Source organism: Micromonospora qiuiae (assembly GCF_016863555.1).
Taxonomy (GTDB): domain Bacteria; phylum Actinomycetota; class Actinomycetes; order Mycobacteriales; family Micromonosporaceae; genus Micromonospora; species Micromonospora qiuiae.
This window is the reverse complement of the sequence record NZ_BOPC01000066.1, coordinates 24,606-48,969: the sequence shown is the minus strand read 5'-3', so window position 1 is coordinate 48,969 and position 24,364 is coordinate 24,606. Positions and strand designations below refer to the sequence as shown.

The following is a 24,364-nucleotide window of genomic DNA, read 5'->3' as shown; positions in this document are numbered from 1 at the left end:
TCGGTCGCTGTACGGGCAGGACTCGCCTCGTCGCCACCGCCCAATTGCCGGACTCGCTAAATGGATCAACGCTGGCTGAGGTACCGGCAACAGGTCGTGACGGCGAGGCGGATCCAGGCGTGGCGGCCGCTGTGCCCGGGGATGTGGACGACACGGGTTGCGGCTACTCCGGGGCCAGCATGGACGGTCCCGACGACGCTGAACGGCAATCGGCTGGACCGGCCGGGAGGGCAACGACGGCCCGGACGACCCGCGGCATATGTCTGCTCCACAAAAAACTGGGCGGGCCGACGAGGATGAGCTCGTCGACCCGCCCAGGCCGCTGGTGGCGGGCCGACGAGGATGAACTCCCCGGCCCGCCACCTGCCGATTACCGCACCGTCAGGTTCTGGTAGTCCGCGGCGTGCGGCTGGTAGGTCGGGTTGCCGGAGTAGGCAACGTGGACCTTGTAGTTGCCACGCGGCAGATCAGCAGTCTGCAGCGTGACGACGGCCTTGCCGTCCACCAGTGCCACGACCTGCTCGGTGCCGCCGAAGGTGACGGTGACCTCGCCGGTCGGGGTCGGAGCGTCCTGCTTCTGCCCGCGCGCTGCCCGGACAGTCACGTTCAGCTCGAACGTGTCCCCGCGGACGACCGACGCCGGCGCGGTCTTCGCGTGGACCTTGACGGCGTCGGGGCCGGCGGGCACCTCGAACGACGCGCTGGCTTCCGACGCCTCCAGGTAGTCAAAGCCGAGGTACTCGGCCTTGACCGTCCGGGTACCCGCAGCCAGACCCGCCGGCAGCGTGACCGTGGCCGCGCCGTCCTTCAGGTAGGCGAGCTTCGACCAGGAGCCGATGCTGAACCGCACCTGGCCGCCGGTCTCGAACCCGTCAGTCGCCTTGACCGTGGCGGTGGCCGTGGTCGTCTGGGCCCCGCTCGCGTACGGCTTGACAGCCACCTCAGTGGTGGTCTTGACGTCGCTGTTCGGGATCTCGCGGATGTCGTTCCACTCGCGGAGGGTGATCGGGATCACGGTGCCGTGGCGCGGGCGGGTGACGCCTGCGTTGGTCATCGTGAGCGCCTTGGTGTTCCAGGTCGGGGCCTCGATGTCCTCGTGGCACGCGGCCTGGTAGCCACCACCGTTCGTGTACCGGTCACCCCAGAGGTAGAACTGGCCGGGGCAGGCGGTGTCACCGGGGTTGGCCTCGAAGATGACCGGCCCCTCGTAGCCCTGGTTGGGGTCCCACGTCGTGCGCCCCAGAGCCGGAGCCAGCAACGTCCAGCTGTTGACATCGCTGTCCAGGAAGTCGGTGTGCTTCTCCGAGAAGATGTCCGAGCCCCGGTTGCCGGCCTCGTTCTTGGTCACGCGGTAGTAGTAGTCGCCGACCTTGATCGCGGTCGTGTCGATCCGCGACAGAGGGGCCGGGTCCTGCCAGACCTGGGGAGCGGAGAACGTCTGGAAGTCGCGCGTCGTGGCGTACCACATCTGCGCGTTCCCCTGACCGGTGCGGTTCACGGGGTCGTTCCACAGCGACTGTGCCCAGAACACGGCGTAGGCGCCGATCTCCTCGACCCACAGCGACTCGGGTGCGAAGGCGTTGCCCGCGTCGTCGGGCGCGACCTTCACGTGCCGCTGAGGAGTCCAGTTGACGAGGTCGTTCGACTCGAACACCTCGATGTACTGGGTGTCGTTGATGGCGTATCCGCCCTGGTCGTACCAGTTCAGGTCGGTGGCGATCATGTAGAACGTGTCGCCGTCGGGCGAGCGGACGATGTGCGGGTCACGAAGGCCCTGGTCGCCCTGCTGGGAAATGAGCGACGGCCAGCCGCCGGTCAGGCCGGTCCAGTCCAGAGCGGTGTTCCCGTTGGACGTCGCGAACATGATCTGCTCGCCGTCGGCGATTCCCTCGCCCTTGAAGTACCCCATGAAGTACCGCTCGTACTCCTCGGTACGGGGCATGGCGGTGATGGTCACCGGGAACGACTTCGTCTGCGAGGCCGATCCCTTGGTGATGGTCGCCGTCACGGTGGCGTCCACGTCCGCACGGCCGAAGGCCGGGCGGGTCACCTCACCCGTCGGGGTGATGAGGTCGGTGGTCGACTTCCAGGTGATCGTGGAGCCGAACTCGCCGGTGGCCGGGAGGTTGAGGTTTCCGCGCACGTCGTCGGTGGCGTACAGGGTCAGGTCGTCCGTGTCACGGTCGACCGCCTGCGCGTCGTCGAACTCGGCCTTGACCACAATCGGGATCTCCCGTGTGGCGACCGCTTCGGCGCCCTTGCGGAGAGTCGCCGTGAGGGTGGCTGTCGCGTCGGGCTGCCCCTTCGCGGGTCGGGTGATCTTGCCGGTCACCGCGACCTTGCGTGCGCTGGGGATGGCCGGCGGGGTGTAGACGTCGACGACCGACGGGTCGGAACTCGTCCACGTGATGGCCGAGCCCGCCACGGAGCCCAACTTGGGCAGGACGATGTCGCGCACGATCGCGCTGGTCCGGCCGAGGTCGATGGCGTCGGCATCGGCGCGAACGCCGGTGGAGACGGTCCTATCCGCCAGGGCGAGTGTCTCGTCGAGGCTCACTGCCCGGTCGTAGACCCGGAAGTCCCGGATCGTTCCGCGGAACGAGTAGTGGCCCGAATTCTGCGAGCGAGCGAGGAAGTTGCAGTTGGTCCCCGCAGCGTTCACCGACGGCGGCGTGGTCAGGTTCGTCGACGTCGCGTGCAGCACGCCATCGAGGTAGAGATTGCCGGTCCAGCTCGTACCGTTCTCGTTCAGCGACTGGGTGTAGGTGACGTGCGTCCACGCCCCCTCGTGCATACGTACCCGGTTCTGCTGGAGGTTCGTCGAACCCACCGCGACGCGGAACCGCTGGGTGTTCGACGCGAAGATGGAGCCCTCGGCGCCGGTGTTGACGTCGCACGAGCCGGACTTCCTGCCGATGCTCCACATCTGGTGCTCGCCGACGTTCGCCGGGTCGATCCACACGTCGTAGTCGACGGTGAAGTTCGACATGCCGGCGGTGAGGTCGTTCGGCAGCGCCACGTACGCACCGTCGAGGGCGCTCTCGTAGGAGTCGGGGTTGAACCTGATTCCTTCGCCGGTCAAGGTCGCCTTCTCGGGATTCACGAGCGTGGCGTTCGCCGCCGAGCCCGCGCTGCCCGAGTTGACCAGCGTCGTCCCACTGGTCTCGTTGAGGGCGAAGTGGTGCACCAGGCCCTTGGTGAGGTCCCTCTCGGCGGCGTGCGAGGGCGCCGCTGCGAACGAGACCGAGAGAAGCGCGCCCAGCGCCAGGCCGGCGGCGCCTCTACCTCCCCGACTCAGTCTGTGACGTGGCCTTTGCTGTCGCAATGTCAACTGATCCTCCTTGAGTCGTTGCAGCTCGGCGACGGCCTCACCGTCGAAGCGCGGCAAGACTCCTTCTCACATGGATGAATGTTGTTAACGCTAACAACGACGCCGTTGCGAGGTCAACCACCCGATGCGCTGCGGTGACCTGGGCGAACGGCCGAAGACCTGGCAGCGATGAGCCTTTTGTGGAGCTTGGCTAATTTGCGCTGCCCCTACCGGCTTGTCTGGTTCGGGTGGCGATGCGGCTATAGGGTCGGCGCCTCCGCGGCCGTTCGGAGTCCCTCGATCTCCAATTCGACGTAGCGGCGGGAGCGTCGCTCAAGCAGCGCGGCGACGACGGGAGCGAGCAGCCCGTGCTGGTGGAGACCCAGCCGTAGCCGGGTCGCGCCGTCCGTTGCAGGGCGCAGCGAGTGGGTGGCGGTCGTGACGACCCCGGTCGCCCGCGCGGTCCAGGTCAACTCCCGCTCGACGACGAACTCGGTGACCGTCCAGATCATCGGAAGCAGGCGCGGCTGGACGATTCGTACCCGGCTGCCCAGCCCGAGGCCGCCGTCGAGAAGCTGGACCTCGCGCATCGACTCCGTCCATCGTGGCCAGCTCTGCACGTCGGTCAGTACGGCCCACACCCGAGCGGCGCTGGCGTGCACATCGCGCTCCGCGACCAGTTCCATCGGCCCTCCTCGTTTGTACCGAGTGGTACAAATCCAGGTGTACCATTTGGAACATGGCAGCGTCCAGAGGGCGAGAGCAGCTGGTGCAGGCGGCTGTCGAGTACTTCGCCGAGCGTGGCGTCGGCGACCACAGCCTGCGTGCGATCGCCGAGGGGCTCGGCACAAGCCACCGGATGCTGATCTACCACTTCGGCTCCCGCGAGGGGCTGCTCGTCCAGGTGTGCGAAGCGGTCGAGGCGGGCCAGCGCGACGCCCTGGCCACACTCGCCGCGGATGCCGACGCCGACCCGCGCGCGGTCGTGCGCCAGTTCTGGTCGGCGGTGTCGGCGGCGGCCCGGCGGTACGGGCCCCTCTTCTTCGAGCTTTCCGCGCACGCCATGCAGGGCCGATCGCATGCCAGTGGCTTGTCCGAGACGGCCGTCGAGCCGTGGGTCGAGCTGCTGGCGCGCATCTGCGAGCGAGCCGGTGTGCCCCCGGAGCGGGCGCGGGTGCAAGCCCGCCTCGGGCTCGGCGTTGCCCGCGGGCTGCTGCACGACGCCCTGATCACGGGTGACGCGGCGGGCGCGGACGCGGCGATGGACCTGTTCGTCGACCTGGTGCTCCCTGGCTCCCAGGGGGCGCACCCGATGCGGTTCGCATCTTGACCGGTGCCATCTTCGTTATCGCTCACCTCCGCAACATCAGGCACGCCGGATGGTGCCGAGGTCGATGATCACCACCTCGGATTGCTCGATGGGTGTGAATTTCTTGAGCTTCCTGGGCTGGGCTTCTTGAGTGCCCTGAAACTTTGTGGCAATCTCGCTTTCATCGACGCGTAGCGTTCTCTTGATCCCTGTTTCTCCCGGCGAGCAGCCCGAGCCGGCCGGTGATGTTAGCGCTAACCGTCGACGTGACTCGACTTCGGAAGGTGCTGAGACACATGGAAGATCTCGTACATCCCCGCAGTTCCCCACGGCGACCGCGGCGGACCGCAGCGATGCTGCCCGTGCTGGTCACCGGGTTGTTGGCGGCCGGCATGGTGCTGGTGCCCGCCGGCGCCGCCAGCGCGGCCACCACGTTGGGCGCCTCCGCGGCGGAGAAGGGCCGCTACTTCGGCGCTGCGGTCGGCACGTACAAGTTCAACGACAACACGTACATGACGGTGCTGAACCGCGAGTTCAACAGCCTCGTCGCCGAGAACGAGATGAAGTGGGACGCGACCGAGCCACAGCGGGGCGTGTTCAACTACAGCGCCGGCGACCGCATCGTCAACCACGCCCGATCGCGGGGCATGTCGGTACGTGGGCACGCTCTGCTGTGGCACGCCCAGCAGCCCGGATGGGCACAGGGCCTCTCCGGCGGTGACCTGCGCAACGCCGCCATCAACCACGTCACCCAGGTGGCCACCCACTTCCGGGGGCAGATCCACTCCTGGGACGTGGTCAACGAGGCCTTCGCCGACGGCGGCAGCGGCGGTCGTCGTGACTCGAACCTGCAACGCACCGGCAACGACTGGATCGAAGCGGCGTTCCGCGCCGCCCGCGCGGCCGACCCCGGCGCGAAACTCTGCTACAACGACTACAACACCGACGGGATCAACGCGAAGTCGACCGGCATCTACAACATGGTCCGGGACTTCAAGTCCCGGGGCGTGCCGATCGACTGCGTCGGCTTCCAGTCCCACCTGGGCACCTCGATCCCCGGTGACTACCAGGCCAACCTGCAACGCTTCGCCGATCTCGGCGTGGACGTGCAGATCACCGAACTGGACGTCACCCAGGGGGGCAACCAGGCCAACATCTACGCCGCCGTCACCCGCGCCTGCCTGGCGGTGTCACGCTGCACCGGCATCACGGTGTGGGGCGTGCGCGACTGTGACTCCTGGCGCGGCGGCGACAATGCCCTGCTGTTCGACTGCGCGGGCAACAAGAAGGCCGCGTACACGGCGGTCCTCGACGCCCTCAACGGCGGCGGTACGAACCCGCCCCCGAACCCGACCGGCAACAGGCTGCGCAACGACGCATCCGGCCGGTGCCTGGACGTCAACGGCGCGAGTTCCGCCAACGGCGCGCAAATGATCATCTGGGACTGCCACAGTGGGGCGAATCAGCAGTTCACCCAGAACGGGCGGGCGCTGCAGGTGATGGGCAAATGCCTGGACGTGCCGAACAATGCTGCCGCCGGCGCCCGGGTGCAGATCTGGGACTGCAGTGGCGGTGTGAACCAGCAGTGGGTCTTCAACAGCAACGCCACGATCAGCAACGCGCAGACCGGGCTGTGCCTGGACGTCAACGGCGCCAACACCGCCAACGGCTCCGCGGTGATCGTGTGGAACTGCCACGGCGGCACCAACCAACGCTGGGCAAGGGCCTGAGCATGACGGAGGAGGCGACCGACGCCGCTGGTGCCGGTCGCTCACCTCGGGCATTCACCTGCCACCCGGTGGCCTGACCTGGACAGGGGGGCCGGCGGAGAGGCGAACTCCCGCCGGCCCGGCCTCGGCAGCAGCGGACGACCACGACAGCGAGCGCCACCCAGAAGGGAAACGACGATGGCCCGGTCCCGCGCGAGACGCCACTTGACCCGGATACTCACCTGCGCCCTGGCCGCTCTCGGGGCGGTGCCGGCCGCCGTGCTCGCCGGCAGCTCGCCAGCCGCCGCGGACACCGCTGCGTTCCGCGGTGTCAACTGGGCCAGGCTGGGTGACAACTTCCATGGTGGACCGCTGGTGCTGCACGGGCTGAGCAACTCCGACAGCTATGCGACGGTGCTGGCCAAAGCCGACACGATCTACACCGGCTTTCAGCGCAACCTGGGCGCCAACACGGTCCGGCTCCCGATCAACACCTACACCGTCGGTACGACCTGGTGGGCCGCTTACACCGGCGCGATCGACGCGGCCACGGCGAAGGGCTTCAAGGTTGTCCTCTCCTACTGGGACGACGGCGTGGCGGCCAGCGGTGGCCGGATCGTCAACACCAGCGCCTTCAACAACATGTGGAACACCGTGGTCACCAGGTACGGCACCAACGACCTGGTCTACTTCGAGCCGATGAACGAGCCCGGCGGGCACAGCGCCGCCGACTGGGCCAATGTGGTCAACAACTGGCTCAACGCCCGACCGTCGATCCCACGCGCCCGTGTCTTCGTCAGTGGCGCTGGCCTGAACACCGACATCAAGTCGATGTGTGCCGACCGTCGGCTGGACGGGACGATCCTGTCGCTGCACCACTACACCTTCTTCAGCGGCGCGAAGACCTACGACCAGTGGGTGACGTTCCTGCGGGACGCGATCGGCTCCTGTGCGGATCGCACCGTGCTGGACGAGTTCGGCGCGCCGATGGACACCGGGCTCAACTACCACGACGCCACCAGCACCGACAACTTCGTGCGCTACTTCCGCGCCACCACCGCCGTGTTGCGCGAGCTGAGGATCGGCTCCATCTACTGGCCGGGCCTGGGCGGCAAGGTCACCGCCGGCCAGAGCGACGACTGGTACGCCATGCAGAAGCTGCACGGCACCGGCACCAACCTGACCCTGAGCACCCCCAACGCCAGCGGCCTCGACCGTCTCAGGTACGCCTGGGGCCTGACCGACGGCGGCGTTCCGGACCGGGTCAGCCTGCTGCGCAACCTCGGGACCGGGCAGTGCCTGGACATCCCCGGGGCCACCACCGCCAACATCCAGGTCCAGGTGTACCCCTGTGGCAACACCGCCGCCCAGCGCTGGACCGTGACGGCCGGCGGACAACTCACCGCCCTCGCCGGCCAGCGATGCCTGGACGCGTACAACCGCGGAACGGCGAACGGCACCGTCGTCGGCACGTACGCGTGCAACGGCGGCGACAACCAGCGGTGGACGATCGGTGGCGACGGCACGATCCGCGGCGTCCAGTCCGGTCTCTGCCTGGACGTGAACACCACCACGCTCAAGGTCCAGCTCTGGGCCTGTTGGGGCGGCGACAACCAAAAGTGGCAGGTACAGAACGCCTGACCCGGCCCCGCCCCCGTCACACGTCCGCGATAAGACCGCTGTCGATCCCGTCGTTGCGTTCGGAAGGTGCGCACCTGCTCAGCGAACGGTTTGTCGACGGAGTGAGAGGAGCAGCAAATGAGACGATTCGTCATCGGAAAAAGCGCACTGCTGGCAGCGGCGGTGTTCGTCTCCACCGCACTGCCGGCCATAGTTGCGAATCCGGTTCCGGCTTCGGCCGCGACCCAGGCAACCTATTACGTTGCGCCGAGCGGCAACGACACCAACCCCGGCACGATCACATCGCCATTCAGAACGCTGCAGCGCGCCCGGGACGCCGTTCGCCAGGTGAACGCGAACATGACCGGCGACATCTACGTTTACCTGCGCGGTGGTAGCTATCCGGTGAGCAGTACGATCGAGTTCGGGCCGAGTGACTCCGGCACCAACGGCCACCGGATCACATATGCCGCTCACCCTGGCGAGACGCCGGTCCTTGAGGGCGGCGTGCAGGTGACCGGCTGGACCCAGCACAGCGGCAACATCTGGAAAGCGCCGCTCGATCGGGCCAACAAGTTGCGTACGCTCTATGTCAACGGCCAGCGGGCCTACATGGCGTCCAAAACGATCAACTCGGCGGGATGCCACGGCACGTACAACATCACGGCAGGGCAGGCCGACTGGGCCTGGGAGTCAGGGTCGCAGTGTGATGGTGCGAGATATCGCACGGCCGATTTCCCTGCCGTGTCCCGAAATCAGGAAGACATCGAAATCGAGACGGCGACGACCTGGACCACGGCCATCGTAGGCGTCCGACAGGTGACGACAAGTGCTGATGGCGCGAACCGGATCGCGCTGTTTCAGCAACCGGGCGCCGCGATCGCGCAGGGGGCGTTCAACGGCAACGCGCAGGTCGGCGGGACCCACAAGGTCATGAACGCCTACGAGTTCCTGGACGCGCCGGGCGAGTTCTACTTCGACAAGTCCAGCCGGACGTTGTACTACTACAAGGCCAACGCCGAGAACATGTCGACCGCGACGGTCTTCGCGCCGAACAACGTGGCCACGGTGCTGCGAGTCGCCGGCACCTCGACCAGTAACCACGCGCGTAACATCACGTTCTCCGGCCTCACCGTGCAGCACTCCGACTGGAACCTGATGAACGTGGCCGGCTCGGTGTTCAAGCAAGCGCAACAGGGCAACCTGAGCGCCTTCGCGTACGCGAAGGGCAACTTCCACGTCTATCACTATCGCAACGTCGACGTCACGCCCGGCATCATCCACATGCAGAACGCCGACGGGATCCTGCTGCAACGCAACCGGATCCAGCACACCGGGGCCGACGGGATCAACATGGTCAACGACGTGACGAACACGCAGTTGATCGGCAACTACACCAACGACGTCGCCGGATCAGCCGTCACCGTGGGCCACCCCCAGCATGTCTACATCGGGGATCACACGTCGAACAATCGCGAGAAGTATCCCGCTCAGGTCGAGGGGCTCCCGAAGAATATCGAGATCAAGAACAACTACATCCACGACAGTGCGGTGTTGTTCAACGGGCACGGCGCAGTCGCGGCATACTTCGCCGACTCCCTCACCGTGCAGTACAACCGGATCGAGAAGGCTCCGTGGGCGGGCATCACGCTCGGTTGGGGATGGTGGAACTTCGACGGGTCCGCAGGGTCGATCGTGCCCAACCGACCCACCACGACGGCGAAGAACAACAACATCAGCTACAACCACATCATCGACACGGTGCAGCGCCTCAGCGACACGGCTCCCATCTACACGCTGGGCAGCCAGCCGGGCACCACGATCAACAACAATTATCTGCAGGGCGTGCCGGCCGGCCACAAGTACGGGCTTCACCCGGACGAGGGCTCGGCGTACATGACGTTCCGCGACAACGTCCTGAGCGTGGACAAGAACATCACGTGGATGATCAACTCCGATGACTGGGGTCGCAAGCACGACTTGAACATCACGCAGACGTACGGGCCGATCAACAAGGTCTCCAACAAGAATCTGCCGAACAGCACGATCCACGACATTCTCGTTTCCGCAGACTATGTCTGGCCGGCACCTGCCTATGCCATCGCCGTGAAATCCGGGCTTGAGGAATCGTTCCGGGACATCACGCAGCCACGCAACCTGCCGATGCAGGATTACGTCCTGCCGGCCAGCACGTTCGTCAGCAGCGGGACGTCCTCGATTCCGATCCGAAGCACCGGCGACCCGACCCGGACGATCTGGCTGGCTCCCTCCGGTACCACCACCTTCGCCGTAGGCCCGACGATGACCAGGGCAGACGGCAACGCCACCTCCATAGCTGTTCCCACGTCGCCGGGTGAGTACCGGCTCTACGTCCTCGACGCACAAGGCAATCGATCGGCTGAGTCCAAGTCGATCGTCCGGCAGCAGAGCACCGGCGGCGGGCAGGGCACGCAGCTCGTGGGCGGCCAGTCGGGACGCTGTATCGAGGTCCCTGGCGCCACCACCGCCAACGGGGCTCAGGTGCAACTGTGGGACTGCTCCGGCGGCACACACCAGCGGTGGACCTACACCGCGAGCAAGCAACTGACCGTGTACGGCAACAAGTGCCTGGACGCCTCGGGGGCGGGCACGACCAACGGCACCGCCGTCATCATCTGGGACTGCCACGGTGGACTCAACCAGCAGTGGAACATCAACGCCGACGGCACCATCACCAACGCGCAATCCGGACTGTGCGTTGATGCCAACGGCGCCGCCACCGCCAACGGCACGAAGATCATTCTTTGGTCGTGCAACGGCGGTGCGAACCAGCAGTGGAGCCGGCGCAACTGAGAACCCCCGGGGCCGGGCGTAACCTGCCTGGCCCCGGGGCCGGTCACCTCGCCGACTCGCGGCGGTCGCTTCAGCGGCGGCACGGCTGGCACAGCCTGATGAAGTGAGGTGCAGACTGGCCGAGGTCGGCATGTCGCACAAACTTCGTACGATGACTGCCATGGATGTCGCCATCGTGACCAACGCGGTCGTGGCCGCAGTCTCGGTGATCACCGTCGGTGTCTCGGCGTTCTTCGCGCTCCGGCAGCTGCGGCTGTCGCAGAGCGCCAACCACACCCTGGTCGCGATCGAGTTGCTCACCCGCGACCGGATGAGCGACGACTTCCTGGACAGCCAGCAGTTCGTGCTCACCGAGCTGCCGGCGCGGCACCCGACGGCTGTCCCGGTCAGCGGGCTGCCGCCCGATGCCCGTAAACATGTGAACCGGATCGCGCTGTACTACAACAGCCTGGGCCAGATGCTGGCCTTCAACGTGGTCGATCCGGCCCTGCTGCTCGGCTCAGGCGGTTTCCGCGCTCGGGAGGCATGGGCGGTGCTGGAGCCGTACATCCTCGCCGAGCGGGCCGTGCGCAGCGAGGCATATCTGTCGAACTTCGAGCATCTTGTCGTGCTCGCCACCGAGACGCCGTGGCCGGTCGCGGCGCGCAAGCTGGGCCTGCGCCGCTTCGACCGTTACCCGGCCGAGCTGGGTCTGCCGGCCAGGGCAGCCAGCCCCTCCGAGCCCGGTGCCGCAGAAGCGGACCGCTGACCTACGTGGGCTGCCTCGGCGCGGGACCGGCGACCCGGCCGTCGGGCGCGCTCGTAGCCCAGCACCCTCAAGCGCGAAACGACCTCGTCTCCGGCGAGCTTCGCGCCCACCTCGTGGGCCGCCGCGTAGGCCGCCGGCTCCACACCGGCCCGCTCGACCGCCTCCGCCAGCACCTCGGCCAGCAGCCGGTAGTCGCGCGGCGGCAGCGTCACCGCGTGCTCGGCGGCCGACCGGCGGTACAGCTTGGCCGGCCGCCCCGCCCCCGGTCCGCCGCTGCGCGGCGCGTAGGCCGTCTCCAACAGCCCCGCCTCGGCCAGCTTGTCCAGATGAAATGCCGCCAAGGTACGGCCGATGCCCACCGCCTCGGCCACCTCGTTACGGCTCACCGCCTCCGCCCGCCCGACGACGTACTCGTACACCGCCCGGCGCGCCGGTTCCCGCAGCGCCCCGATGGCCTCCAGTGACATGGCGTTGACGCTACCCGCCCGAGCTGGGTCTGCCGGCCCGGGCAGCCAGCCGTCACCGACCTGAACGCCGTGCTGCTGAACGGGATGCGTATCCCTTCGTTTGGGCCCTGTCGAGCTGAACCGTTTATGCCATCACTCATAGGTGAGCACCCGGCCGAGCCGGGCCGGGCCGTTCCTGGGCGGACCTGGGGCGGCGGCTTGCTGGTGGTCTTTGCCGCGATTCGTTGGCGCTGTCAGCTCGACAGGGCCGACCTGCATGTGTCCACGGCACGCGGCTGGCTGTGTGCGAAGCGGACGTGTCGGGCTCTACTGCTGCAATGCTCGAGCGACGCCGGCCTCAGCGGGCGGCACCCGGAATTCCGGCTCACCTTCGCCGACGCGCGACATCCCCGCACGCTCCTGCATGAGGTCGCGGAGCGCATCGGGACGGACATCGCGTACTGGCGTGGCGAAGGGGTTGCCGTCGCGGCGGTGACACCGCGCGCCGACGGATCCGGAATCAAGGTCATGGTCGATCGGGTCGGCGCGGAACTGGCCGCCGCCATGCGGGAGCGGTACGAGTTTCCGGATCTGGAGTTCGCCGTAGGTGAGATAACTCCCGCCTGATGGACGGCTTCACGTCGAGTGAGGTGGCGTCACCGGACGAGGGGCCGCCGGACGTTGGTGTCCGGCGGCCCCGACGACCGAAGGTCAGTGGACGATGGCGGGCGTTTTCAGCTGCTCGCCGGGATCGCCTCCGGACTGGTCGTCCAGCAGGTGCGAGCGTTCCCGCTTGCGGGGCAGGAACGCGGCCGGGATGAACGTGAGCAGGACCAGCCCGAACGCCACCCAGAACGTGGTGGCGAAGGAGTCGGCGGCGAAGTCGAGCCCGCGCTGGATGAGCGACGGGTCGGGAATCTGCTGGGCCAGCTCCGGTCGCTGCTGGGCGGCGATGGCCAGCCCGGCCTCGGTGACCGGCTCGCCGTTCGGGCCGGTCAGGCCGGGAATCGCCGGAGAGCCTTTGAGCTCGCTGGTGAGGATCACCGACATCACCGCGGCACCGACGGAACCGCCGATCTGCTGGAGGATGTTCACCAGGGTGGTGCCGCGCGCCACCTCGTGACCGGTGAGGGTCTTCAGCGCCGAGGTCATGATGGGCATCATCGTGCCGCCCATGCCCAGGCCCATCACGAACAGCGAGCCGCAGATCAGCACGTACGAGGTGTCCGCGTCGAGCTGGGTGAAGGTGAAGAGCCCGCCGACGATCAGCAGCAGCGCGAACGGCACCGTGCGGCCAACTGGCAACTTGTCGGCCAGCACGCCCGCGATCGGCATGGTGAGCATCGCGCCGAGGCCCTGCGGCGCGATCAGCAGGCCGGCGTGCAGCGTCGACTGGCCGCGCACCTGGAGGAAGTAGCTCGGGAACAGCAGCCCGGCGCCCATGAACGCGATGATGAAGACGAACATGGTCACCGCCGCGATGGTGAGCCTGCGGTTGCGGAACAGCCGCAGGTCGAGCAGCGGGTGTTGGGGCTTGAACGAGTAGAAGACGAAAGCGACCACCAGCGCCGCACCGACCAGCATCGGCCCCCAGACCTCCGGGTCGGCGAAGGTGCCGGTCTCGGGCAGCGTGGAGACGCCGTAGAGGAACAGGGCGAGACCGGGCGAGAGCATCAGCATGCCGACGAAATCGAACGACTCGGACGGCTCGGGGCTGTCCTTCGGCAGGGCAAGCTGCGCGTAGACCAGCGCGATGGCGCCGATCGGCAGGTTGATCAGGAAGATCCAGTGCCAGCTCGCCACGTCGATCAGCCAGCCACCCAGGATCGGGCCGCCGATCGGGCCGAGCAGCATCGGGATGCCGAGGACGGCCATCAGCCGGCCGATCCGGTGCGGGCCGGCCGCCCGGGTCATGATCGTCATGCCGATCGGCATGAGCATGCCGCCGCCGAGGCCCTGCAACACCCGGTACGCGATCAGCTCTCCGATGGTGTCGGCGGTGGCGCACAGGCCGGACCCGATGGTGAACAGCATCAACGCGATCATGTAGAGGCGTTTGGTGCCGAACCGGTCGGCGGCCCACCCACTGAGCGGGATGACCGTGGCCAGCGCCAGCGTGTAACCGGTCATCGTCCACGCGACGCGGGCGTACGTGGCGTCGAACTCGCTCTGGAATGTCGGCAGCGCGACGCTGACCACCGTCACGTCGAGGATCGACATGATCGCACCGAGCACCACGACGCCGGCCACCTTGAGCACGGCGGCGTCGAGCTTGTCGGATGTCGCGACCGGCGGCGATGCCGCGACAGGTTGCTGTGTCACGAGGTCTCCTGGGAGTCGGAAATGACCGGAGGAATCCGGTGATGGTGGCGCGGCGCGCGGACCGTCAGGAAGACTAGCCATCGCCACCGACAGCGCGCCGCCGGTTTTGCGGGCTACCGAGGGGTTCGGCGGCGTGTTCCTCGTCACGCGGCAGCACAGTGCGGGTACGCCGAATGCCGCCCGGCCCGCCCGGCGATCGCCACCACGTGGCCCGGCTCGGGTCCTCAGAACAGGGTGGTGGGTTCGACCGGGATCGGCTCGGGCAGCGGCGCCAGGGCGGGCACGCGGGCGCGTACCTCGTCGTGGAAACGGCGGGCCAGCGTGGGTGCGTCGGCGTTGTCCGGGGTGTGGATGAAGACGGTCGGTGAGCGGCCCTCGCGCAGCCAGCCGGCGGTGATGTCGAGCCAGCGCTGCCAGCCCTCGACGGTCCGGGTCGGGTCGTCGCGACCGAGGTAGCGGACGATCGGCCGGTCGGTCAGCGCGGCCGTCCGCAACGGCAGGCGGGGCTTTTTCGTCCAGGCGTCCCGCTCGGCGTCACTGGTCGGTGGGTCGGTGAAGAACGCCGTGGTGTCGAAGGGGATCCACTCGGCCTTTACGGTGGCGAGCACCGACTCCAGCTCCCGCCCGGCGCGCGCATCGGTGAAGAACGCGGGATGGCGGACCTCGACGGCACAGCGGTGGGCGCCGGGCAACCGGCGCAGGAAGCGGGCGAGCGTGGGTACGTCGGCCGGACCGAAGGAGCCGGGCAGTTGGACCCAGAGGGCGTGGGCGCGGGGACCGAGCGGCTCGATCGCGTCCAGGAACGTGCGCATCGGCGCGTTGACGTCGGTGAGCCGGCGTTCGTGCGTGACGATCTTCGGCAGCTTGACCACGAACCGGAAGTCGGGGCTGGTCTGCTGCGCCCACGAGGCCACGGTTTCCGGGGTCGGCGTCGCGTAGAAGGTGGTGTTGCCCTCGACCGCGTCGCACCAGCCGGCGTAGTGCCGCAGTCGGTCCTGCGCGGGCAGCGGATGGGGGAGCAGTCGGCCCTGCCATGCCTTGTGCGTCCACATCGCACACCCGACGTGCAGACGCATGCCCACCGGACCTCCGCCCACCACCCGCCCGACGGCAGGACCCGCCCTCCGGAGTTACCGTACCCGAACGCCTGCCGGCCGCCGCCCTGACTATGGCTGAGCACGGGTGCCGGGCACCGTCAGGCGCGTGACCACTTCTGGTTGGGGGTGCCAGCGCAGTCCCACAGCTGCAACCGGCCGCCGTTGTTCGGGTTGTTGTCGCGTACGTCCACGCAGCGGTTCGCGTTGAGGTTGACCAGGTCGCCGGCGGCGTTGAGAGTGAAGCGTTGGGCCGGGTTGCCGTTGCAGGTGACCAGGTTGACCTCGGTGCCGTTGGCGGTGCCGGCCCAGGCCGGGTCCATGCACTTGCCCATGGCACGGATGGTGCCGTCGGCGGCGAAGGTCCACGCCTGGGCGGCGGTGGTGTTGCAGTCCCAGATCTGCAACGGCGCGCCGTCGTACGGGTTCGCGCTGGGGATGTCGATGCACCGGCCGCTCTGCTGGCCCCGGATCCGGGTGGTGCCGGAGTTGCCGTCCGGCACGTGGCCGTAGACCCGGACGTAGTCGACGAGCATCTGCTGTGGGAACTGGGTCGAGCCGTCGGGGTAGCCGGGCCAGTCACCACCGACCGCGACGTTGAGGATCATGAAGAAGGGGTGGTCGAACACCCAACGGTTGCCGCCCAGGCGACCCGGGTCGACCCGGAAGAACTCCTGGCCGTCGAGGTACCAGCGGATGACGTTCGGCTCCCAGTCCACCCGGTAGGTGTGGAAGGTGTCTGCGAGCGGCTGCCCGATGGTGCGGCTGCCGCCGATCCCGCCGCCACCGGAGTAGCCCGGCCCGTGGATGGTGCCGTGCACGGTGTTCGGCTCCCGGCCGATGTTCTCCATGATGTCGATCTCGCCGGAGGCTGGCCAGCCGACGTTGCCGAAGTTGTTGCCGAGCATCCAGAACGCCGGCCAGATGCCCTGGCCCCGGGGGATCTTGATGCGGGCTTCGAAGCGGCCGTACGCCTGGCTGAACGTGGCGGCGGTCAGCAGCCGGGCCGAGGTGTACTCGCACCGACCGTAGTGGCACTGGTAGTTGGCCGGGTTTTCGCGGCGGGCGGTGATGACGAGGTTGCCCTGACCGTCGTGCACCGCGTTGCTCGTGCTGTTGGTGTAGTACTGCCGTTCGTTGTTGCCCCAGCCGTGGCCGCCGATGTCGAAGCGCCACTTGGATTGGTCCACGGGCGTGCCGGCGGGTGCGTTGAACTCGTCCTGCCAGGTGAGCCCGCCGATGGCGGCGGCGGCCGGTGCGGACTGTACGGGTAGGACGAGCGCGCCGGTGACGAGGGCCGCGGCGCAGGCCGCGGCGGCCCGCCGGAGGCTGCGGGAGATGGCGTGCACGATGGTTCTCCTCGGGGGTGGAGGGACGAATGCGCCGGCGAGGATTGGGAGAGCGCTCTCCCAATCCGAGTCTGTCGATGCGCGGAGATTTAGTCAAGCTTGTTAACGGCTGTCACCGGCTTGGGCGCTCATCGTCAACCAATGGTTGACGATGACAGGTGCGTCAACCTAAGGTTGACGCATGACTGATCCTGTGCAGATGAGCAAGCCCGTCCGCCTCGACGACCTGATCCAGGCCATCAAGCGGACCCACACCGACGCGCTCGACCAACTCGCCGGCGCGGTGCTGGTCGCCGACCACATCGGCGAGGTCGCCGATCACCTCATCGGCCACTTCGTCGACCAGGCCCGGCGCTCCGGCGCGTCCTGGACCGAGATCGGCCGCAGCATGGGAGTGAGCAAGCAGGCCGCACAGAAGCGCTTCGTGAATCCGGCGATGGACCCGCAGCAGGGATTCGACCGGTTCACCCCGCGCGCTCGCAACGTGGTGATGGCCTCGCACAACGAGGCGAAGGCCGCCGGCAACGCCGAGGTCACCCCGGCGCACCTGGTGCTCGGCCTGCTCGCCGAGCCGGAAGGGCTGGCCGCGAAGGCGCTGACGGCCGGCGGCGTGTCCGCCGAGGCGGTGCGAGAGGCCGCCACGGGCGCGCTGCCGCCGTCGGTCGGCGAGGTTCCCGACCTGATTCCGTACGACGCCGCCAGCAAGAAGGTGCTGGAGCTGACCTTCCGCGAGGCGCTGCGGCTCGGGCACAACTACATCGGCACCGAGCACATCCTGCTCGCCCTGCTGGAGCAGGAGAACGGCGAGGGCGTGCTCAGCGGTCTCGGTGTGGACAAGGCCGCCATCGAGGCGTACCTCGTGGCGGCCCTGGACAAGCTGCGGGCGTTCGAGTAGTTGATCAGGAATCGCTCGGGAAGCCGTACCGGGCGGCGTGCTCCGGGTCGGTTGGGTCGATCTGGCGCAGCCCGGCGTCGGCGAGGCGCTTGTTCACCTCGTCGAGCCGCTCGCGCACCAGTTGGGCCTCTTCCGGGGTGACCCGCCCCCGGTGCGGCTTGCCGGCATGCTCGATCGTGCCGTAATCGACCTTCTCGGCGACGCGGCGGGCCTTCGGTGGGCGTACCCGCTCGGCGGTCTTCAGCAGTTGCGCCATCGGCGTGTCGGTGGCCATGGCGTCGAACTCGCTGGCGGTCAGCACCACCCGGCGTGGTTCGCCCTGGCCGTGCCGGTCGTGGATCTCGACCACCGCCACGTCCAGCGCGGCGTCGTCGATGCTCTCCACCTCGGTCGGGGTCGCGTCCAGCTGCACGGGCCCGGCCACCAGGTCAGGGTGCTCCAGGACGACGACGCGGACCGCCTCGTCGTCGGGGCGCAGCACCGTGCCGCTGAAGTCGGAGACGCGGATCGTCTTCTTGGCCATGAGTGCAGTAGCTCCTGTCGTAACCGGTCGAGGGACCAGCAGACGTTACCCGACAGGTGTGCGAACGAGAGCGTTGGCTCGCCGTGCCGGCGCGGTGTCAGAGGCATCCCTTCCGGACACACCAACACGACCCCGATCTTGATGTGTCAGCGGGTGTTCAGGTGCCGGCGGGTCGAGGCGCCGGGCGGCAGACTGTTCAGCTCGCGCCAGGTGAGCGTGCCGTTGCGGTGATCACGGTACGGCGGCTGGGCCGGGAAGTGGCCGGCGAGTCGGCGAGGCCGCCAGATCCGTTCGGTGTGCTGCTGGCAGCGGTCGTTCGACTGAAATGGCATGCCCTCACGGTTGCAGAGAAAGTTGTCCATGTATGGAAATGGATATGACGCTCGGTCGATGGACCGGGTTCCCGGCCCGTCGATCATCGGTCGGCGCGGTCGCGCCCGGTCGTCGTACCGTGAGGACGTCAGCGGCAGCGGCGGCGCGGGAGGTGACCGATGCTCGACCGGCGACTCCACCTGCACCTGGCGACCTGGCTGGGGCAGTGGCCGGCGGGCCGGGGTCTGCACGTGGTGGGATCGTGGCGGCGCACCCGCCCGGCCTGGGACGGGCGACTACGGCCGGCCGTCGCGATCCGCGCCGGGGCGAGCACCGTGCTCTCCGTGCCGCCGGACCGGGTCCCGGCCGTGCGCGAGCTGGCCCGGCGGCCGGAGCGGTTGCTGCATGCCCTGCCGGCACAGGTCGGCCACACCGGGTGGGCGGTCCACGACGACGTGTTCCGCTGGAGCGTCGCGCCCGCGCCACTGCCCGACGTGGGCGAGTGGATTCCGCCCGGCACCGTCGGCCTGCCCTCCTGGATGCGGCTGTTCGACCGGGCCGTGCTGGTGGTCCGCGACGACCGGGGCCGCTACCTGGCCGGGGTCGGAATCAAACGCCACGACCGGTACGGACACGAATTGGCGGTGGGCACGGTGCCGGCCGCGCGGGGGCGTGGACTGGCCCGGCGACTGGTCGCCCAGGCCGCCCGCCGGGTGCTCGACGAGGGCGCCGTGCCGACCTATCTGCACGACCGCCGCAACGCCGCTTCCGCCCGGGTGGCCGAGGCGGCCGGCTTCCCGGACCGGGGCTGGCGCTCGTACGGGGTCTATCCCAGCTGACCAGCCACGGCAGGGCGCGGACCGTGGATCCCGGGCCGGATCCACGGTCCGCAGCCGTCCTCCCCAGATCCGCAGGTGACTCGACGTCGATCACGCTACGTATTCGGACCCTCGTCGGCAAGATGTCAACGCCGCCTCCAAGGTGTCCAATAGTGGACTTGACCTGGAGTGACGTGTCGAACGTCGACCGAGCGGGCCAGTGACGCAGGGTGCGGTCAGCGGATCAGGCCCAGCGCTTCTGCGGCGGCTCGACCGTTGGCGTGGCTCGCGCCGTACGTGGTCACGAAGGCCTGGGCGCCGGGTGGCCGCCAGCTGGCCGGCCAGCCCATCTCGACCACCACCACCGGGTGCCGGGCGGCCAGCGCGGCGGCCAGCTCCGGCCCGCCCGGCAGGCGGTGCAGGTGCCGACCGACCAGCACGATCGGCCGGGACCCCGCGCGGCGGCGCAGGTCTTCCGGGTCGGCTTCGGCGGCCACCACCCGGATCTGCTCGGTGCCGTCCAGGTGCGGCTCCAGCCCCCACGGCACCCGCCCCTCGGCGATGGTGGTGGCGGCGTGCAGTTGCACCACCAGCGGATTCGCCAACCCGGTCAGGACGCCCTCCACGCGTACCGCCCGGCGCGCCGCCGCGTACCCCAGCTCGGTGGGGATGCCGGAGGACCTGCCGGCGGCCCGGGTCCAGGCGGCGAGTTCCGCGGCGCGACCGGCCGCCTGCTCGACCCGGTCCCGGGTCAGCCGGCCGTCGCCCAGCGCGGCCACGATCTCAGCGGCCACTCGCTCGACCAGTTCGGCGTCGACCCTGGCGCCGATGCAGAGCAGGTCCGCGCCGGCAGCCAGGGCCAGCACCGCGCCGGGGGCGATCCCGCCGGCGGCGAGGGCGGCACCCTTCATCTCCAGCGCGTCGGTGATCACAGCGCCGGTGAAGCCGTACTCGTCGCGCAACAGGTCCACCAGCACCGCGCGGCTGAACGTCGCCGGCCGGTCGCCGGTCAGCGCGGGCACCCGGATGTGCGCGGTCATCACCGCCCGGGCGCCGGCGGCCACCACCGCGGCGAACGGCGGCAGGTCGCGCCGGCGCAGCACGTCCGGCGGGACGTCCACGGTGGGTAGCTCGTAGTGGGAGTCGGCGACCGTGGCGCCGTGCCCGGGAAAGTGCTTCGCGCAGGCCGCGATCCCGGCGGACTGCAGGCCGGCGGTCGCGGCGGCGGCGTGCGCGGCAACCCGCGCCGGATCGGCGCCGAACGACCGGGTGCCGATCACCGGGTTGTCGTCGGCGCTGTTGACGTCGACGGTGGGCGCCAGGTTGACGGTGATGCCGAGACCGGCCAGTTCCGCGCCGATGGCGTGGTGGATCCGGCGGGTCAGGGACACGTCGCCGATCGCGCCGAGCGCGGCGTTGCCGGGGTACGGGCTGCCGGTGGCGTGCGCCAGCCGGGTGACGTCGCCACCCTCCTCGTCGATGGCGATCAGCACGTCGGGCCGGCCGGTACGCAGCGCGGCGGTGCTCGCCGCCACCTGGGCCGGCTGGTGGATGTTTCGGCCGAACAGGGTGTGCCCGGCGAGTCCGTCGGCGACCAGGTCGACGGCCCAGTCGGGTGGGACCGGTCCCGGGTACGCGGCCAGCAGGGTGCCCAGCGCGAGGCGACGAAGTCCTGGGTCCAGCCCCACGTGATCTCTCCTCTCCCGCCGGCCGGCGCGGATGTCGTACCGGGTCGGCGGAAAGCTTCCCGTCCGCGCGGCCGGATACGCTACGGCTACCCGTTCGCAGGGCAGTTTACAGTTAGCAAGGTTTACTGAACTTGAGGACATGACATGAGCGCCACCCGGCTGCCGGGCACCCCACGTCTGTTGCGAGCCCTCAACGACCGCGCGGCGCTGGAACTACTGCTGGAACAGGGGCCGCTGACCCGGGCCCGCCTCGGCGAGCTGACCGGCCTGTCCAAGGTCACCGCGTCTCAGCTGGTGGAGCGGCTGGAGGAACGCGGACTGGTCACCCGGGTCGGTGAGCAGGCCGGTGGGCGAGGGCCGAACGCCCAGCTCTACGCGGTGCGGCCGGGCAGCGCCCACGTGGTCGGCGTGGACGTGGGCCCGGAGCGTGTGGTGGCGGCCTGCGCCGACATCACCGGTGCCGTGATCTCCCGGGTCGAGCAGTCCACCCGGGACACCGACGACCCGGTGGGCGTGGTGCACAACGCCGTGGTCCAGGCCGCCAGCAGCGCCGGAGCGCAGTTGTCGAGCGTACGCCGGATCGTGCTGGGCACCCCCGGCCTGGTCGACCCGGGCACCGGCGACATCACCTTCGCGTTCAACCTGCCCCGCTGGCATCGCGGTCTGCTCGCCGCGCTCCGCGACGACCTGGACACCCCGGTCGTGTTCGAGAACGACGTCAACCTCGCGGCGGTGGCCGAGGCACAGTCCGGCGCGGCTCGGGGGCTCTCGGACTTCGTGCTGGTCTGGGTCGGCACCGGTGTCGGCCTGGCGATAATGCTGGGCGGGCGGCTGCACCAGGGCAGCAGCGGCGCGGCCGGCGAGATCGGCTATCTTCCGGTGCCCGGCGCGCCGATCCCGCGCGATGTCTCCCGCCGGGCCAAACCGGCGTTCCAGCAGGTGGCCGGCGCGGACGCGATCCGGGCGCTGGCCCGCGAGCATGGTTATCCCGACACTGCCGCCGCCGACGCCGTGCGCGCCGCGATCGCCGACGGCACCGCCGGCGGACCGATGCTCGACGAGGTGGCCCGCCGGCTTGCCCTCGGTGTGGCGAGCACCTGCGTGGTGCTGGACCCGCCGCTGGTGGTCCTCGCCGGGGAGGTGGGCCAGGCCGGTGGTGCGGCGCTGGCCGAGCGGGTACAGCACGAGGTCGCCGCGATCACGCTGGTGCGCCCCCGGGTGGTGCCCACCGGGCTCACCGAGGAGCCGATCCTGCACGGAGCGCTGCGTACCGCCCTGGACGCCGTCCGGGACGAGGTCTTCGGCTCCACGGTCGGCTGAGCGGGATCAGATCAGGTCACGACGCCGGAACACGGCGAAGGCCGCGGCGGTGAGCCCGCCGGTGAGCAGCAGCAGCACGGCCAGCGCCGCCGGCCAGCCCAGCGTGTAGCTGCCGTCGCAGTAGCCGAAGGCCAGGCCCGGGCCGAACTGTCCGTGGCGATCACCTATGCAGGCGCTGTTGTCCCAGAACGTCATCTCACCGGTCAGCCACGCGCCGACGTACGTGGAGAGCATGAGCTGGTCGGGCCGGGCCGCCTGGAGGATCTCCAGCACGATCCGGCCACCCAACTCCCACACCACGAGGTACGCGGCTACCGCGCCGAGCGCCGCCGAGGTGTGCCGACCCATCGCCGCGACGGCGAAGCCGACCGCCGTGGCGAGCAGCACCAGCACCAACCCACGTCCCCAGATCGCGCCCAGCGACGTCCAGAAGGACGCGTCGGTCGGGCCGGGATAGCCGGCGACCTGCGCGATGATCCAGAAGGTGACGAGGTACGCCACTGAGGCGAGCACCGACACCGCCAGCGTCACCCCCAGCAGCGTGCCCAGCTTGGTGCCGAGCACCGCCAGCCGGCGCGGCCGCCACAGCAGCAGGTTGACCACCCCACCGGAATTCAGGTCGGCGCCGATGTAGGAGGCGCCGACCAGGAAGCCGAACAGCACCAGGAACGCCACCAGGAAGTACAGCAGCGGCTCGGCCTGCCGGGTGAAGGTGAACACCCCGTTCAAATAGTCGGCCGTCACCGGCAACCGGTCCCGCAGCGCCGGATCCAACTCGGAACAGTCGCCCGGCAGGTAGCCGTAGTCCTCGACGGGCGGCGGAGCGCCCTGCTCCCGCGCGAGACAGTTGGCGTGCCGCACCTCCATCTCACGCCGCTCGGCCATGGCCTCCTGCTGCGCCTGCGCCAGTTCGCTGGCGCTGGGCTGGTGCGAGCCGGCCAACGTGGTGGCCGCCGTCACCGCGAAGGCGAACGCCAACAGGACGACCATGAGCTGCACGAAGCGGCGGGCGGCCAGCCGCTCCACCTCGGCCCGGATCAGGTTCACGCGTCCACTCCCCGTACGTCGTCGAGGTCGATCACGGTCGGGTCCGGGCGCGGCGTCGAGCCGTCCGGCTGCCGCGGTACGCCCGGATGCGGCGTGGTGCCGGTCAGCTCCAGGAAGACGCTCTCCAGATCCGGCCGCAACGGGGTCAGTTCGCGTACCCAGACGCCCTGCTCGCCCAGCGTCCGGCTGACCGTGACCGGATCCGGCACGCCGCCGACCACCAGATGGTCGCCGTGCCCGGTGACCGTCAGCCCGGCGGCCAGCAGCAACTCCTCGGCCCGAACCAGGTCGTCGGCGCGGACCAGGCACTCGGCGCGGTCGAAGCCGGCCAGCACCTCCTGCACCGGACCGGCCGCCACCCGCCGCCCCCGCGAAATGATCGTGACGTGGTCGCAGATCAGCTGGATCTCGGCCAGGATGTGGCTGGAGAGCAGCACCGTCACCCCGTTCGCCGCCAACCCTCGCATCAGGTCGCGCATCTCCCGGATGCCCGCCGGGTCCAGCCCGTTGGCCGGTTCGTCCAGGATCAGCAGCTCGGGGCGCTTGAGCAGGGCCGAGGCCACAGCCAGGCGCTGCTTCATGCCGAGCGAGTAGCCCTTGACCCGTTCGTGGCCCCGGTCGCCCAGGCCCACCTCCTCCAGCACCTCGTCGACCCGGGCGACGGGTACGCCACCGGCCAGGGCGAGCAGCCGCAGCGTGCGGTAGCCGGTGAAGTTGCCGAAGAACTGCGGGCTCTCCACGATTGCGCCGACCCGCCCGGTGACCCGGGGCAACTGGTCCGGCGCGGCGGCCCCGAGCACGCTCATCCGCCCCTCGTCGGCGCGGACCAGCCCGAGCAGAGCCCGCAGCGTGGTCGTCTTGCCCGACCCGTTGGGACCGAGGAACCCGTGCACCTGGCCGGCCTCGACCCGCAGGTCGAAACCGTCGACGGCGACCCGGCGGCCCCGGCGCACACTGTGGAAGGTCTTGCGCAGACCCTCGATCTCGATGACCCCGCTCGGCATGATCCCTCCGGATGGGGT

The 24,364-nt window shown here is 69.3% G+C and carries 20 protein-coding genes; 9 read left to right on the top strand and 11 right to left on the bottom strand.

The window, feature by feature from the left end; all coding sequences use genetic code 11:
• Positions 1 to 370: 370 nt before the first annotated feature.
• A complete protein-coding gene (locus Vqi01_RS22370) occupies positions 371 to 3,388 on the bottom strand; it encodes an immunoglobulin-like domain-containing protein (RefSeq protein ID WP_204036793.1) in 3,018 nt (1,005 codons plus the stop codon).
• Positions 3,389 to 3,570: 182 nt separating this feature from the next.
• Positions 3,571 to 3,996 (bottom strand): SRPBCC family protein, encoded by a 426-nt coding sequence (locus Vqi01_RS22365; protein ID WP_204036792.1) that lies wholly within the window; start codon positions 3,994 to 3,996, stop codon positions 3,571 to 3,573.
• Between the two features lie 53 nt (positions 3,997 to 4,049).
• Here Vqi01_RS22365 and Vqi01_RS22360 point away from each other — a divergent pair, with 53 nt between their 5' ends.
• The 5 genes from Vqi01_RS22360 (at position 4,050) to Vqi01_RS22340 (ending at position 11,528) form a co-directional block, all read left to right on the top strand.
• Positions 4,050 to 4,640, top strand: a complete 591-nt coding sequence (locus Vqi01_RS22360; protein ID WP_204036791.1) for a TetR/AcrR family transcriptional regulator — start codon at positions 4,050 to 4,052, stop codon at positions 4,638 to 4,640.
• Positions 4,641 to 4,972: 332 nt separating this feature from the next.
• Positions 4,973 to 6,349, top strand: coding sequence for an endo-1,4-beta-xylanase (locus Vqi01_RS22355; RefSeq protein WP_204036801.1), 1,377 nt, complete (start codon positions 4,973 to 4,975; stop codon positions 6,347 to 6,349).
• Positions 6,350 to 6,526: 177 nt separating this feature from the next.
• The gene (locus Vqi01_RS22350; protein ID WP_204036790.1) at positions 6,527 to 7,969 is read left to right on the top strand and encodes an RICIN domain-containing protein; all 1,443 of its coding nucleotides are present in this window, start codon (positions 6,527 to 6,529) and stop codon (positions 7,967 to 7,969) included.
• A 117-nt stretch (positions 7,970 to 8,086) separates the two neighbouring features.
• Entirely contained in the window at positions 8,087 to 10,780 is a 2,694-nt protein-coding gene (locus tag Vqi01_RS22345) for an RICIN domain-containing protein (protein ID WP_204036789.1), read from the top strand.
• A gap of 160 nt (positions 10,781 to 10,940) precedes the next feature.
• Positions 10,941 to 11,528, top strand: coding sequence for a DUF4760 domain-containing protein (locus tag Vqi01_RS22340; RefSeq protein WP_204036788.1), 588 nt, complete (start codon positions 10,941 to 10,943; stop codon positions 11,526 to 11,528).
• Here Vqi01_RS22340 and Vqi01_RS22335 read toward each other — a convergent pair.
• Positions 11,453 to 11,995, bottom strand: coding sequence for a helix-turn-helix transcriptional regulator (locus tag Vqi01_RS22335; protein ID WP_204036787.1), 543 nt, complete (start codon positions 11,993 to 11,995; stop codon positions 11,453 to 11,455). The two genes, Vqi01_RS22340 and Vqi01_RS22335, sit on opposite strands and share 76 nt — an antisense overlap.
• Positions 11,996 to 12,199: 204 nt before the next feature.
• Between Vqi01_RS22335 and Vqi01_RS22330 the strand changes: the two genes are divergently transcribed.
• Positions 12,200 to 12,601: a hypothetical protein gene (locus Vqi01_RS22330; protein ID WP_239098579.1), complete on the top strand. Its 402-nt coding sequence runs from the start codon at positions 12,200 to 12,202 to the stop codon at positions 12,599 to 12,601.
• An 84-nt stretch (positions 12,602 to 12,685) separates the two neighbouring features.
• Here Vqi01_RS22330 and Vqi01_RS22325 read toward each other — a convergent pair whose 3' ends face one another.
• From Vqi01_RS22325 to Vqi01_RS22315, 3 genes are all read right to left on the bottom strand, one after another.
• Positions 12,686 to 14,296 carry a DHA2 family efflux MFS transporter permease subunit gene (locus Vqi01_RS22325; RefSeq protein ID WP_239098578.1) on the bottom strand — a complete coding sequence of 537 codons (1,611 nt, stop codon included), beginning with the start codon at positions 14,294 to 14,296 and terminating at the stop codon, positions 12,686 to 12,688.
• A 224-nt stretch (positions 14,297 to 14,520) separates the two neighbouring features.
• On the bottom strand, positions 14,521 to 15,372 hold the full coding sequence (locus Vqi01_RS22320; RefSeq protein WP_504740172.1) for a DUF72 domain-containing protein: 852 nt from the start codon (positions 15,370 to 15,372) through the stop codon (positions 14,521 to 14,523).
• A 119-nt stretch (positions 15,373 to 15,491) separates the two neighbouring features.
• Positions 15,492 to 16,739, bottom strand: a complete 1,248-nt coding sequence (locus Vqi01_RS22315; protein ID WP_204036785.1) for a glycoside hydrolase family 16 protein — start codon at positions 16,737 to 16,739, stop codon at positions 15,492 to 15,494.
• Positions 16,740 to 16,920: 181 nt separating this feature from the next.
• Between Vqi01_RS22315 and Vqi01_RS22310 the strand changes: the two genes are divergently transcribed.
• On the top strand, positions 16,921 to 17,634 hold the full coding sequence (locus Vqi01_RS22310; protein WP_204036784.1) for a Clp protease N-terminal domain-containing protein: 714 nt from the start codon (positions 16,921 to 16,923) through the stop codon (positions 17,632 to 17,634).
• A gap of 4 nt (positions 17,635 to 17,638) precedes the next feature.
• Here Vqi01_RS22310 and Vqi01_RS22305 read toward each other — a convergent pair whose 3' ends face one another.
• Together Vqi01_RS22305 and Vqi01_RS22300 are read right to left on the bottom strand one after the other, a co-directional pair.
• Positions 17,639 to 18,157: a hypothetical protein gene (locus tag Vqi01_RS22305; RefSeq protein ID WP_204036783.1), complete on the bottom strand. Its 519-nt coding sequence runs from the start codon at positions 18,155 to 18,157 to the stop codon at positions 17,639 to 17,641.
• Positions 18,158 to 18,303: 146 nt separating this feature from the next.
• Positions 18,304 to 18,489 (bottom strand): DNA repair protein, encoded by a 186-nt coding sequence (locus Vqi01_RS22300; RefSeq protein ID WP_204036782.1) that lies wholly within the window; start codon positions 18,487 to 18,489, stop codon positions 18,304 to 18,306.
• 159 nt (positions 18,490 to 18,648) lie between these two features.
• Here Vqi01_RS22300 and Vqi01_RS22295 point away from each other — a divergent pair, with 159 nt between their 5' ends.
• Positions 18,649 to 19,308 (top strand): GNAT family N-acetyltransferase, encoded by a 660-nt coding sequence (locus tag Vqi01_RS22295; RefSeq protein WP_204036781.1) that lies wholly within the window; start codon positions 18,649 to 18,651, stop codon positions 19,306 to 19,308.
• 215 nt (positions 19,309 to 19,523) lie between these two features.
• Here the strand turns inward: Vqi01_RS22295 and Vqi01_RS22290 are convergent, their stop codons facing one another.
• Positions 19,524 to 20,975, bottom strand: coding sequence for a glycoside hydrolase family 3 N-terminal domain-containing protein (locus Vqi01_RS22290; RefSeq protein ID WP_204036780.1), 1,452 nt, complete (start codon positions 20,973 to 20,975; stop codon positions 19,524 to 19,526).
• A 144-nt stretch (positions 20,976 to 21,119) separates the two neighbouring features.
• On the opposite strand from Vqi01_RS22290, the gene Vqi01_RS22285 reads away from it, so the two are divergent.
• Positions 21,120 to 22,295: an ROK family transcriptional regulator gene (locus Vqi01_RS22285; protein WP_204036779.1), complete on the top strand. Its 1,176-nt coding sequence runs from the start codon at positions 21,120 to 21,122 to the stop codon at positions 22,293 to 22,295.
• Positions 22,296 to 22,301: 6 nt separating this feature from the next.
• On the opposite strand, the gene Vqi01_RS22280 is transcribed toward Vqi01_RS22285, so the two are convergent.
• A complete protein-coding gene (locus Vqi01_RS22280; RefSeq protein WP_204036778.1) occupies positions 22,302 to 23,342 on the bottom strand; it encodes an ABC transporter permease subunit in 1,041 nt (346 codons plus the stop codon).
• Positions 23,339 to 24,346: an ABC transporter ATP-binding protein gene (locus Vqi01_RS22275; protein WP_204036777.1), complete on the bottom strand. Its 1,008-nt coding sequence runs from the start codon at positions 24,344 to 24,346 to the stop codon at positions 23,339 to 23,341. Before Vqi01_RS22275 ends, Vqi01_RS22280 begins: the two co-directional genes overlap by 4 nt.
• Between the last annotated feature and the right edge of the window lie 18 nt (positions 24,347 to 24,364).

Excerpts from the sequence above, each read along its gene's own strand:
- Vqi01_RS22365 (WP_204036792.1), bottom strand. The coding sequence starts at position 3,996 with ATGGAACTGGTCGCGGAGCGCGATGTGCACGCCAGCGCCGCTCGGGTG.
- Vqi01_RS22360 (WP_204036791.1), top strand. The coding sequence starts at position 4,050 with ATGGCAGCGTCCAGAGGGCGAGAGCAGCTGGTGCAGGCGGCTGTCGAG.
- Vqi01_RS22355 (WP_204036801.1), top strand. The coding sequence starts at position 4,973 with ATGCTGCCCGTGCTGGTCACCGGGTTGTTGGCGGCCGGCATGGTGCTG.
- Vqi01_RS22350 (WP_204036790.1), top strand. The coding sequence starts at position 6,527 with ATGGCCCGGTCCCGCGCGAGACGCCACTTGACCCGGATACTCACCTGC.
- Vqi01_RS22345 (WP_204036789.1), top strand. The coding sequence starts at position 8,087 with ATGAGACGATTCGTCATCGGAAAAAGCGCACTGCTGGCAGCGGCGGTG.
- Vqi01_RS22340 (WP_204036788.1), top strand. The coding sequence starts at position 10,941 with ATGGATGTCGCCATCGTGACCAACGCGGTCGTGGCCGCAGTCTCGGTG.
- Vqi01_RS22335 (WP_204036787.1), bottom strand. The coding sequence starts at position 11,995 with ATGTCACTGGAGGCCATCGGGGCGCTGCGGGAACCGGCGCGCCGGGCG.
- Vqi01_RS22320 (WP_504740172.1), bottom strand. The coding sequence starts at position 15,372 with ATGCGTCTGCACGTCGGGTGTGCGATGTGGACGCACAAGGCATGGCAG.
- Vqi01_RS22310 (WP_204036784.1), top strand. The coding sequence starts at position 16,921 with ATGACTGATCCTGTGCAGATGAGCAAGCCCGTCCGCCTCGACGACCTG.
- Vqi01_RS22305 (WP_204036783.1), bottom strand. The coding sequence starts at position 18,157 with ATGGCCAAGAAGACGATCCGCGTCTCCGACTTCAGCGGCACGGTGCTG.
- Vqi01_RS22300 (WP_204036782.1), bottom strand. The coding sequence starts at position 18,489 with ATGCCATTTCAGTCGAACGACCGCTGCCAGCAGCACACCGAACGGATC.
- Vqi01_RS22295 (WP_204036781.1), top strand. The coding sequence starts at position 18,649 with ATGCTCGACCGGCGACTCCACCTGCACCTGGCGACCTGGCTGGGGCAG.
- Vqi01_RS22285 (WP_204036779.1), top strand. The coding sequence starts at position 21,120 with ATGAGCGCCACCCGGCTGCCGGGCACCCCACGTCTGTTGCGAGCCCTC.
- Vqi01_RS22275 (WP_204036777.1), bottom strand. The coding sequence starts at position 24,346 with ATGCCGAGCGGGGTCATCGAGATCGAGGGTCTGCGCAAGACCTTCCAC.